The sequence below is a fragment of the Bradyrhizobium sp. R2.2-H genome (genome assembly GCF_004346455.1).
Classification (GTDB): Bacteria; Pseudomonadota; Alphaproteobacteria; order Rhizobiales; family Xanthobacteraceae; genus Bradyrhizobium; species Bradyrhizobium diversitatis.
Genome location: NZ_SMBR01000016.1, coordinates 75595 through 86242, shown reverse-complemented (window position 1 = coordinate 86242; position 10648 = coordinate 75595). Strand labels below are relative to the sequence as shown.

The 10648-nt window shown below is 64.2% G+C and carries 8 protein-coding genes; 6 read left to right on the top strand and 2 right to left on the bottom strand.

Going from position 1 to position 10648, the window contains the following annotated elements:
• Nucleotides 1-4 precede the first annotated feature (4 nt).
• The 3 genes from EDE08_RS32190 (at nt 5) to fhuB (ending at nt 3993) form a co-directional block, all read left to right on the top strand.
• On the top strand, nt 5-985 hold the full coding sequence (locus EDE08_RS32190) for an alpha/beta hydrolase (RefSeq protein ID WP_131873191.1): 981 nt from the start codon (nt 5-7) through the stop codon (nt 983-985).
• A gap of 178 nt (nt 986-1163) precedes the next feature.
• Nucleotides 1164-2000, top strand: a complete 837-nt coding sequence (locus EDE08_RS32185; RefSeq protein ID WP_165936350.1) for an ABC transporter substrate-binding protein — start codon at nt 1164-1166, stop codon at nt 1998-2000.
• Nucleotides 1987-3993 carry a Fe(3+)-hydroxamate ABC transporter permease FhuB gene (gene fhuB / locus EDE08_RS32180; protein ID WP_207913185.1) on the top strand — a complete coding sequence of 669 codons (2007 nt, stop codon included), beginning with the start codon at nt 1987-1989 and terminating at the stop codon, nt 3991-3993. Before EDE08_RS32185 ends, fhuB begins: the two co-directional genes overlap by 14 nt.
• Nucleotides 3994-4014: 21 nt before the next feature.
• Here fhuB and EDE08_RS32175 read toward each other — a convergent pair whose 3' ends face one another.
• Nucleotides 4015-4869 (bottom strand): ATP-binding cassette domain-containing protein, encoded by an 855-nt coding sequence (locus EDE08_RS32175; RefSeq protein WP_131873196.1) that lies wholly within the window; start codon nt 4867-4869, stop codon nt 4015-4017.
• A complete protein-coding gene (locus EDE08_RS32170) occupies nt 4866-5927 on the bottom strand; it encodes a siderophore-interacting protein (RefSeq protein WP_165936349.1) in 1062 nt (353 codons plus the stop codon). Before EDE08_RS32170 ends, EDE08_RS32175 begins: the two co-directional genes overlap by 4 nt.
• A 25-nt stretch (nt 5928-5952) precedes the next feature.
• On the opposite strand from EDE08_RS32170, the gene EDE08_RS32165 reads away from it, so the two are divergent.
• From EDE08_RS32165 to EDE08_RS32155, 3 genes are all read left to right on the top strand, one after another.
• Nucleotides 5953-7929 carry a cyclic peptide export ABC transporter gene (locus tag EDE08_RS32165; RefSeq protein ID WP_349627707.1) on the top strand — a complete coding sequence of 659 codons (1977 nt, stop codon included), beginning with the start codon at nt 5953-5955 and terminating at the stop codon, nt 7927-7929.
• Nucleotides 7930-8108: 179 nt separating this feature from the next.
• Nucleotides 8109-9170, top strand: coding sequence for a GNAT family N-acetyltransferase (locus EDE08_RS32160; protein ID WP_131873200.1), 1062 nt, complete (start codon nt 8109-8111; stop codon nt 9168-9170).
• A gap of 22 nt (nt 9171-9192) precedes the next feature.
• Nucleotides 9193-10491, top strand: a complete 1299-nt coding sequence (locus EDE08_RS32155) for a lysine N(6)-hydroxylase/L-ornithine N(5)-oxygenase family protein (RefSeq protein WP_131873202.1) — start codon at nt 9193-9195, stop codon at nt 10489-10491.
• The last annotated feature ends 157 nt before the right edge of the window (nt 10492-10648 follow it).

The window sequence follows — 10648 nt, the reverse complement described above, 5'->3', positions numbered from 1 at the left end:
GCCCTTGAGCCTTGATCCTGATATTGCAGCATTGCTCGAGATGGTTCAGGCCGGCACCGAAAGCGGTGCGCGAACTCCGTTTCCGCAATTGACCGCCGCGCAGGCGCGGGCCGATTTCGATGCATCCTCGCCGCTGCTCGATGTCGATCCGCCGGCGCTCCCCCATGAGCGCCGCCTCTCGCTGCCGACGCGGGATGGCGCGGTGATCGAGGCGCGGCTCTATGCGAGCGAGGCGCCGAGCGATCGCCTTCCGATGCCGGTACTTCTGTATATGCATGGCGGCGGCTTCGTCGTCGGCAGTCTGGATTCGCACGAGCCATTGTGCCGCGGCCTCGCCAAAGACAGTGGCGCGACCGTGCTGTCGGTCGGCTACAGGCTTGCGCCGGAACACAAATTTCCGACGGCTTTCGAGGATGCCGTCGATGCGCTGACCTGGATTGGCCGCGAGGGCCGAGCAATGGGGCTCGACGGCCGCCGCGTTGCCGTCGGCGGCGATAGCGCCGGCGGGACGCTTGCCGCCGCTCTCGCGATCGAGGCGAAGACAAACAAGGACCTTCCGCAGCCAGTGCTTCAGGTTCTCGCCTATCCCGGTCTCAGCTCCCGACAAACCTCCGCATCCTACGAGCGCTACGGTACCGGCCATCTCCTGGAGCGTAGCACTGTCGATTGGTTCTTCCGGCAATATCTCCGCGACGACTCGGATCGCGACGATTGGCGTTTCGCGCCGCTCGCAGCGGATGATTTGTCGGGCCTCGCTCCCGCTTGCATCGTCCTCGCCGAGTTCGATCCCTTGGTGGACGAGGGGCGCAATTATGCGGCGCGGTTAGCCGCGGCCGACGTTCCCGTCGATCTGCACGTTTATCCCGGCATGATCCATGAATTCCTGCGCATGGGGAATATCGTGGCCGATGCCTTGCAGGCGAGGGCCACCATCGGGCGGGCGCTCGCCAAGGCCTTTCTCGCCGCTGGCGAAAAGGCGGCCTGATATGGCAATGCGGCGTGAACGAGAGTATGTCATGATCATCATCTCTCGCGGCCCCTCTGCGAGAGGCGCCTGAACGGATCCCATGAGCACGTCTATTCCAGACCATAGGCTGTCCCGCCGTGCGCTCCTCGGCGCGGGCGCGGCGATCGGAGGCACGGCCCTTGCGGGTAGATGGCCCATGGCGTTTGCTCAAACCGCCGGATCGCAATCCGGCCTCCGGGTCGCTGCGCTCGGCTGGGCCTGTGCCCAGACGATACTGGCGCTTGGTGTCGTGCCGCTGGTGATTCCGGAGATCGAGCGCTATGGCCGGCTGGTCGTCGAGCCGGCTGTCCCGTCCGCCGTTCAGGAGATCGGTCTGCGTTCGGAGCCAAATCTCGAACTGCTGCAGAGCTTCGCGCCCGACATCATCATCATCGATCCCAGCATTGCAGCCGCCATACCGCGGCTCAAGCTGATCGCGCCGGTCGAGACGTTCACGATCTTCAGACCCGGCGGGCATCCTCTCGACACGGCGCGTCGTTCGACGCTGGAGCTTGCCAAACGCCTCGAGGTGCAGTCGGCGTGCGAAGCCTATTTCGCCCGTTTCGACGTCGCCATGGCCGGCTATCGTGAGCGGCTCCGGGGGCGCGGCGGCAAGCCGCTCTATCTCGTCAGCGAGATCGCGCGCAACCGCGCGCTCGTGTTCGGTCCGAACAGCCTCTATCAGGAGGTGCTCGATCAGTGCGGATTGAGGAATGCCTGGACCGGACAGAGCGGCCCATGGGGCTATACCAGTGTTGGGCTCGAAGTGCTCGCCGCGGTTCCGGACGCGCGGCTGGTCTTGATGACCTCGCGGGTCACGGATGTCGAGGCGCTGCTGAAGGCGAGCCCTGTGCTTCAAACCCTGCCGTCACTTCGATCGCATCGGCTGACGGTCCTGGGTAATCAGTTCTTCTATGGCGGCGTGCCGGCGGCCGAACGTTTTGCCCGCCTTCTCGCCGAACGTCTGCCGCGGGAAAGCCATGAGCAAGGTTGAGGCACTGCCGGCCCGGTCCGGCCTGGAGATGCATCCGGCGGTGCTGATCGGCTTGCTGCTGGCAGCCGCGGCCGCGCTGACTTGGCGCAACCTGTCCGGATATCTGCCCGCCGGCGCCTGGCTGCCGGTGTTGTGGCGGCCCGAGGTCACCGATCCCCAGCAGATGCTCGTGCACTACACCGTGTTTCCGCGCATTGCGGTGGCGTTGCTGGCCGGCGCGGCCCTCGGTCTTGCCGGCACGGTCTCTCAGCAGGTGTTGCGCAATCCGCTTGCGGAGCCGAGCACCATCGGCGTCCTGAACGGCGCCTATCTTGCGCTGGCTGTGACGACCCTGTGGGCGCCGTCGCTGCTTGCCTTTGGCCGGGAGTGGATAGCGCTGTTCGGCGGGTTCGCCGCGTTTCTCTGCGTGTTCGGGCTGACCTGGAAACGTGCGCTGTCGCCCGTCGTCCTGGTGCTCGCGGGATTGATCGTCAGTTACTACTGCGCCGTGACCACCCAGGCGCTGGTGCTGCTCAACCACGAATATCTGATCGGGCTGTTCATTTGGGGTGCGGGTTTCCTCAATCAGCAGGACTGGAGCAACGTGACGTTCCTGGCGCCGCGGCTCCTGATTTCGATCGTCCTGATCGCGGTGATGGTTCGCCCGCTGACGCTGCTCGGCTTCGACGATGAGACTGCGCGCAATCTGGGCCTCGGATTGACGCGAGCGCGGATCTTCGCGCTCGTCATTGCGATCGCGCTCAGCGCTTCGGTCGTCAGCGTGGTCGGCGTCATGGGATTCGTCGGCTTGTCCGCGCCCGCTATCGTCATGCTGTCGGGCGCGCGTCGCTTTCGCGACCGGCTGATCTGGGCGCCTCTTTGCGGCGCCGTGCTGCTGTGGCTGACGGATCAGCTCGTGCTGTTGATTCCGCCCGGCTATCGCGAAATGCCGGCCGGTGCGGTGACGGCCCTGATCGGCGCGCCGATGTTGCTCCTGCTGCTGCCGCGGCTGCGGGCTACTATGCCGATGGGAAATCTGACGCCATCCGCTCCGCCGCGTCTCGATCACCCCTGGCGCGTGATCCTGTTCGCTCTTGCCTTGCTGCTGCTTGTGGTCTGGATCGCACTCGCCCTGGGGGTCGGCTCGGACGGCTGGCACTGGAGCGGTCCGTCCGGCTTGCAGGAGTTCTGGCCGTGGCGCGGGCCGCGCATGGTGTCGGCGCTGGCCGCGGGTGCGACGCTGGCGGTCGCCGGCACGCTGCTGCAACGGATGACCGGCAATCCGATGGCCGCGCCGGAGGTTATGGGCATCAGCTATGGCGCGGCGATGGGCGTGATCGTTCTGCTCTATCTCTTTCCCGCGCACACGCGGCTGGCGCAGATTGCGGCGGCCGGCATCGGCGCCTTCATCGTGCTGGCGCTGGTGCTGCTGTTCAGCCGGCGGTCCGAGTTCAGTCCGGAGCGCGTGCTCCTGGCCGGGGTCGCCATGAGCGCGGCGTTCGGCGCGATCATCGCCATGGCGCTGGCGACGGGCGATCCGCGGATCGGCACGCTGCTGTCGTTGCTGACCGGGTCGCTTTACCAGATCGGTCCGGCCGAGGCCGCGGTCCTCGCTGCGGCGGCGCTCGTTCTGCTGATCATGGTGCCGCTGCTGTCGCGCTGGCTCGACATTCTGCCGCTAGGAGCGACGGCCGCGCGTTCGGTCGGCGTCTCGCTGGCGAGAAGCCGCATCATCATCATGCTGCTCACGGCATTGTTGACCGCGACGGCGACGCTGATGGTCGGTCTTCTGAGTCTGGTTGGATTCATTGCTCCGCACATGGCGCGGATGATGGGCGCGCAGCGCGCGTTGCATCAGGCGGCGCTGGCCGCGTTGATCGGGGCGATCCTGATGGTCACGGCGGATTGGGCCGGACGCATGGTGATCTTTCCGTTCCAGATGCCCGCCGGCATCTTCGCCATGATGCTCGCCGGACCCTACCTCATCTGGCTGCTGCGGCCGCAGCGGCGATGACTGCGGCCCAAGCGATGCCGCTTACCGCGCGAAGCTGATGAGATGGCCGTGATCCGGCGACGGCATCACGCCCATCGGGATGCCGTAGATGGTTTCGAGCTCGGCGGGCGTCATGATCTTTTCCGGCCTGCCGCGGGCAATAAGCTTCCCGGAGTGGAGCGCGATGATCTCGTCGCAGAAGCGGGCGGCCATGTTGACGTCGTGAAGCACGACGACCACGCCGAGATTGCGCTCGCGGGCGAGCTGCCTGACCAGCGACAGCACCTCGATCTGATGGGCGATGTCCAGCGCCGAGGTCGGCTCGTCGAGCAACAGGCACTCGGCATCCTGCGCCACCAGCATGCCGATCCAGGCCCGCTGGCGCTCGCCGCCGGACAACGTATCGACCAGGCGGTCCGCAAATGGCTCGATATGGGTCAACGCCATGGCGCTTTCGACCTTCTTGCGGTCGATCTCGCTGAACCGGCCGAGCGCGCCGTGCCAGGGATAGCGGCCGAGTGCGACCAGCTCCTTGACCAGCATGCCGGCGGCGGGCGGCGTCTGCTGCGGCAGGTAGGCGACCTTGCGGGCATAGTCCCGATCGCTCCAGGCGCGCAGTGCGCGGCCTTCGAAAAGAATCGTTCCTGACGTGCTCGGCTGCTGGCGCGACAACAATTTCAGCAAGGTCGACTTGCCGGAGCCGTTATGCCCGATCAGTCCGACGACGCTGCGCGCGGGAAGGGACAAGGTGAGTGGTTCGAGCAGCGCGCGCCCAGCCACCGCGAAGCCGACCTGGTCGAGCTCGAACAACGAGGTGGGTACATTTTGTAAGGCCTGCGTGGTGCTGGTCGACGCGGCGAGCGTGCTTTTGTCCGTCTGCGCGTTTTGGAAAGTCATGGTTGGCGCAGGCTCCAATAGGCGACGGCCAGATGCTGATCGCGGGAGAGCCTTTGCTCGTCGCGCAAATGGTTTCGCAGGGTCTTCAGCGCCTGCGCCTCACACGCGACCCAGGCGAAGACCTCACCATGGTCGGGCCATTGCACGGCCTTGACGGCGTCGACCAGGAGCTGCGTCGTTCCGGCGGGACGGCCCGCGCGATGCAGCCAGCGGATCGCTACGCCGCTCGGCGCGACCAGCGGAACTTCCTCGCTTCGATCGGCAACCTCGATGAAGGCCTCACCCGTTGCCGTCGCCGGCAGCGTCTCGAGAATTCGCGCGATGGCGGGGAGGGCGGTTTCGTCGCCCACGAGAAGCAACCAGCGTGCCGGACGAATGCCGCGGCCGAGCGGGCCGGCCATGCCGCAGACGGCGCCGGCCTTTGCGTTGACGGCGAAGGCCGAGCCCGGTCCGGCATGATCATGAATCACGAAATCGATATCGATCTCGCGGGTCTGCAAGTCGATGCGGCGGATTGTGTAGTAGCGGGTCACGGGCCTGCGGTCGGGCTCCGGCCAAAGGATACGTCCGTCGGGCGCGGGCCACGGCCATTCGGGCTTGGCGAGGCCTTCGGGCGGGAAGTACAGCCGCACGTGCAACTCGTCGTCGTTCACGAAACGGGCGATGTCTTCGCCGGTGAAGGTCAGCCGCCGCATGTGCGGCGTCAGGGTGATCGCGGCCTTCAGCCGCACCTCGCGGAAGTTGGCCAGCGTGCCGCCGTTGGACTCATGACCGGACCAAACGATGGTCGGGGCAATGTCGCCCGCGAATTCGATCACATGCGAGGCGACGACCGCGCGCAGCATCTCCAGATTGCCCTTGTCGTCGGCCTCGACGCGGATCTTGAGCACTTCGGCCTCGACGGCGAGGGAACTGGTTCCGAACGGCAATGTCGCCACCATGAGGCCGCCGCGGTCCTCGAAAGCGATGTCATGCTCGGCCAGATGATCGATCATCCGCGCAGCGAGGCCGGCGGCATCGGGAAGCACGATGCGGGTTTCGGAGATAAGCGGGTCCAAAGTCATTCTCCATCGGGCCTGTCCGATGCTGGCCTTCAAGTGCTTCGATGTCCGGATGTCGCAGCCCGGCACGGCGCCGGATCAAAATCCTGCTCGCTCGCCGGCTGCGCTGCAAAAGCGGTACTACCCGCATCATATTAAAGGCATCGGGGATCCCAAATTAGAATCCATCGAAAGAGCCGACGAAATAAGCGCTGGAAGAGCGGTGCTGCCATCATGTATTCGCATCACATCGGCACGGCTTGTTCTGATCGTGACGGACCGTATAGGTTCGCTTCAGGTCTTCTCCAGCGCGGCTCTCATCATGAACTCACGAAGCGGCCTGATGGCGCAGATTCTGCACCTCCTGCGGCCTTACTGGCCGCTCGTGCTCGGCGGCATCGTTCTGGGTCTGGTTGGCGGCGCCAGCGTCGCGGCGTTGCTCGCGGTCGTCAATCACGGGCTCTATGCCACGCAGGCCGACGTCATCACGCTGCTGCTGGCGTTTGCCGGCCTGTGCCTCCTGATCCTGATCGGGTCCATCGGCGCCGATGTCAGCGCCAACTATGTCGGACAGCGGATCATCGCCGAGCTTCGCAAGTCGCTGGCCGCCAAAATCCTGGCCGCGCCCATCGATCAGCTCGAAATCTACCGGACCCATCGCCTGATCCCGGTCCTCACGCAGGACGTCGACACGATCAGCGATTTCGCGTTCTTCTTTTCGTCCTTTTTCGTCTCGCTCGTGATCGCGCTCGGCTGCATGGTTTACCTGGCGGTGCTGTCGTGGCCGTTGTTCCTGATCACGGGAGCCGTCATCGTTCTGGGGTCGCTGGCGCATGGTTATGCAAGAACCAGAGGCGTCCACGGCTTCAACGCGGCGCGCGATGCGGAAGATCAGCTGCACAAGCAGTATCGCGCGATCGCCGAGGGCGCCAAGGAGCTGCGTCTCAATCGCGTCCGCCGGAGGCGCGTCTATGCCGAGCAACTCCAGCAGACCGTCGACCGGATCAGCTCGGTGCAGATCAGGTCGATCAATCTGTTCGTGACGGCGCGGGCGTTCGGCACGATGCTGTTTTTTGCCGTGATCGGCGTGGCGCTGACCTTGCGTCCGTTCCTTTGGCCCGACAGCCCTGCCGCAGTGTCCAGTGGCTTCGTGCTGGTCCTGCTCTACATGCGCGGACCCATTGATCAGGTCATCGGTATCCTGCCGGCGCTTGGCCGCGCCCAGGTCGCGATGCGGCGCATTGCGGAACTCTCGGAGCAGTTCTCGACCCCCGAGCATAATCTTCTGGCCACTGCTCCCGCTCCGCCGGGCAAGACTACGATCGAATCGATCGAGCTCCGTGGCGTAACCTATGCCTTTCGCGGCGTGCCGGGCAGTGCCCCCTTCGTCCTTGGGCCGGTTGATCTGATTGTCCGGCAGGGAGAAATCGTTTTCATCGTGGGGCAGAATGGAAGCGGAAAGACGACTCTCATCAAGCTGTTGCTGGGTCTATACGCTCCTCATGGCGGCATCGTGCTTCGCGACGGCTCGCCCGTCCTGACGGAGACGCGGGACGATTACCGCCAGCTCTTCACGACCATTTTCTCCGACTACTATCTGTTCGAGGATCTCATACGCGGAGAGGGCGTGGTTCCCGATGTCGCGGAGCGCTACCTCCAGCGGTTGGAGGTCGCGCATAAGGTCTCCGTCGAGAACGGCGTGTTCACGACGACGGACCTGTCGACCGGACAGCGCAAGCGATTGGCCCTGATGAATGCGTGGCTGGAGGAAAGACCCGTTCTCGTGTTCGACGAGTGGGCCGCGGATCAGGATCCGGCCTTCCGGCACATCTTCTACACAGAGCTGCTCCCGGATCTGAAGCATCTCGGAAAGACCATCATCGTGATTTCCCACGATGATCGCTATTTCGGGATCGCGGATCATCTGGTGCGGCTGCGCGACGGCAAGATCGTCGCAAGCGAGGCAAGGGCCAGCAACGACGCTGGGGCTTCCGCAGTTCCAACCGATGCGCCGCTTTAGACACATTGTAGCGAGCCGCTGGTGCTATTTGTCGCACGCAAACGACAGGATGCGATCCCGTTTTGCGACAGGCCGTCAGATTTGTAGAGAATCTAATCTGCGTGTGCGCGCATTCCTTGTCAGCCTGTAGGCGAGTGATCTACACCACACATCAGCGATGATCGAGATGCGAGGGCCGGATGAACAAGGCTTCGGATTCCGGGACCGGACCTCGTGCGTTCCCGGTCGGCCCATATTCCGCTCAGACCGTTTTCCAGGAGGACGATCGCCTTCGCGTCGTTGCCGACGACGTAACGGCATTGGAACTGCGTCTTCGGGATCGCGTCGATCACCTCGAGATTTTGAATGCGTCGGAGGACAGTCAGCTTGCGGCAAGGGCCGTGTCGGCGTCCGCCGAAGCGCTGTTCGCTTGGAGGCCGGGCGCTGATCGGCTCGTTCTCGGTCTCGCTGAAGGAGCGTCGCTTGCACGGGAACTGATGGATAGCGGCCTTGCCATCATGTCCGAGGGGCAGCTGGTGCTGCTGCCCGAACTGGTCATGCAGCGGCGGGACAACTGGCTGGTCAACCCCGGGCGACCGCCATTGCCGCAACTCCACGTCATGACGGACGGCAAGCGCCATCCGCGCCGCGCCGCAAAGCCGACGGGAAAGGTGTACGGCCGTTTCATTCCCTGGCTGTCTGAGGTCATCTCGTTTCGCGTGGCCGATCTCGAGAATGATCTCCATTTGTTGCATCGCTGGATGAATGACCCCCGCGTCGATGCGTTCTGGAACGAGGCGGGCGATCTCGACAAGCATCGGCGATATCTGGCCGGCAACCTGGCTGATCCCCATATGCTGCCGTTGATCGGCAGCTTCGGTGATGAGCCGTTTGGCTATTTCGAACTTTACTGGGCCAAGGAAAATCGCATCGCGCCGTTTTATGATGCCGATGACTATGACCGGGGATGGCACGTGGTCGTGGGCGAGGACGCTTTTCGCGGCGGTCGTTATATCAGCGCGTGGCTGCCGTCACTGATGCACTACATGTTCCTTGACGATTGCCGTACGCAGCGGATCGTCGGGGAGCCGGCGGCGGCGCACTCCCAGCAGCTTCGCAATCTCGAGCGCTCGGGGTTCGCGAAGATCAAGAATTTCGACTTTCCCCATAAGCGCGCGACCCTGGTGATGTTGTTACGCGAGCGCTTCTTCGGCGATCGGCTCTGGCTTCCGGCAGCTGCCGGCCCGGCGGTCCCATCCTAGAGCTCGAGCGGAGCGCAGCTTCATGTCTCATCAACTTGCGGTCGAGCACGACGTTATCGGCGTTGGATTCGGGCCCTCCAACCTCGCGCTTGCGATCGCATTGGACGAATGCGCGAAGCGGTCTCGGCAAAAATGCACGCCGCTGTTCGTGGAGAAGCAGCCGCACTTCACCTGGCATGGCGGCATGCTGCTTCCAGGCAGCGACATGCAGATATCGTTTCTCAAGGACCTTGTCTCCTTGCGCGATCCGACCAGCCCCTTCACCTTCGTGAACTATCTGCACAAGCGCGGCCGCTTGCTGGAGTTCATCAACTGCCGGACGTTCCATCCGAGCAGGGTCGAGTTCAATGATTACCTGCAGTGGGTGGCGGGCCATTTCAAGTCGCAAGCCGCTTACGGCGAGACCATCGTCGCCGTCGAGCCGGTGACGGCCGGGCAGACGGTGACATCGTTGCGGGTGCATTCGCGCTCGCTCGCCGACGGAGAGACCGTGCGGCTGGCGCGAAATCTCGTGGTCGCGGTAGGAGGCCAGCCCTATGTTCCGCAGGTGTTTGCCGAGGCCGCCGACGATCGCAGGCTGCTGCATTCCAGCCGCTATCTCGACCTGATCGAGCGCGTTGTCCCGCGCGGCCGGGCCGTGCGCGTGGCCGTCGTCGGTGGCGGGCAGAGCGCGACGGAGGTAACGGTCGATCTTCATGGCCGATGTCCTGAAGCGCACATCGATCTGATCTTCCGCGGCCATGCTCTCAAGCCGTCCGACAGCAGTCCTTTCGTCAATGAGATCTTCAACCCGGACTATACGGACTTCGTCTACGCGCAGCCTGCCGAGCGGCGGGATGCGATCGTCCGCAACTTCCGGAACACCAACTATGCCGTCGTCGATTCCGACCTGCTGGACCAGCTGTATCGGCTGCTCTACCAGCAGCGCGTCGGTGGCGACGCAAGGGTCGTGTTGCGTCCCCGCAGCGAGATTACCAATGTGGATGCGGGACCGGACGGCATCGAGATCGGCGTGATCGACAAGTTCCGCGGCGAAAACCGTCGTTCGACTTACGACGTGGTCGTTCTGGCGACGGGATACGACAGGGATACGCCGCACGGGTTTCTCGAACCGATCCGCCGCTACATTCGCGATGCGGCGCTGGATCGCAACTACCGGCTCGTGACCAATCCAGCGTTCCGGCCGCAGATCCACCTCCAGGGCTATTCGGAATCCTCCCACGGCCTGAGCGACACGTTGCTTTCGGTGATTGCCGTGCGGTCGCAAGAGATTGCGGAGTCGCTGCTTTCGACCATATCGCGCCGGGAACTCATTGCCTAGCTCGCGGTGATGACACGCCAATTGCTGTGCCGGACCAGGCGAATCCGGCACGGCAAGCACGGCCGGCAGGGATCCCGTATCGACGAGTGCGGTGAGACCGCAAAACCTACGTCTGCGGCCAAGGGTTGCTTCTGGCACGGCTCAAGCTGAGGTCGCG

Coding starts and splice junctions, on each gene's coding strand:
- fhuB (WP_207913185.1), top strand. CDS start 1,987: ATGAGCAAGGTTGAGGCACTGCCGGCCCGGTCCGGCCTGGAGATGCAT.
- EDE08_RS32160 (WP_131873200.1), top strand. CDS start 8,109: ATGAACAAGGCTTCGGATTCCGGGACCGGACCTCGTGCGTTCCCGGTC.
- EDE08_RS32185 (WP_165936350.1), top strand. CDS start 1,164: ATGGCGTTTGCTCAAACCGCCGGATCGCAATCCGGCCTCCGGGTCGCT.
- EDE08_RS32175 (WP_131873196.1), bottom strand. CDS start 4,869: ATGACTTTCCAAAACGCGCAGACGGACAAAAGCACGCTCGCCGCGTCG.
- EDE08_RS32155 (WP_131873202.1), top strand. CDS start 9,193: ATGTCTCATCAACTTGCGGTCGAGCACGACGTTATCGGCGTTGGATTC.
- EDE08_RS32165 (WP_349627707.1), top strand. CDS start 5,953: ATGCTGGCCTTCAAGTGCTTCGATGTCCGGATGTCGCAGCCCGGCACG.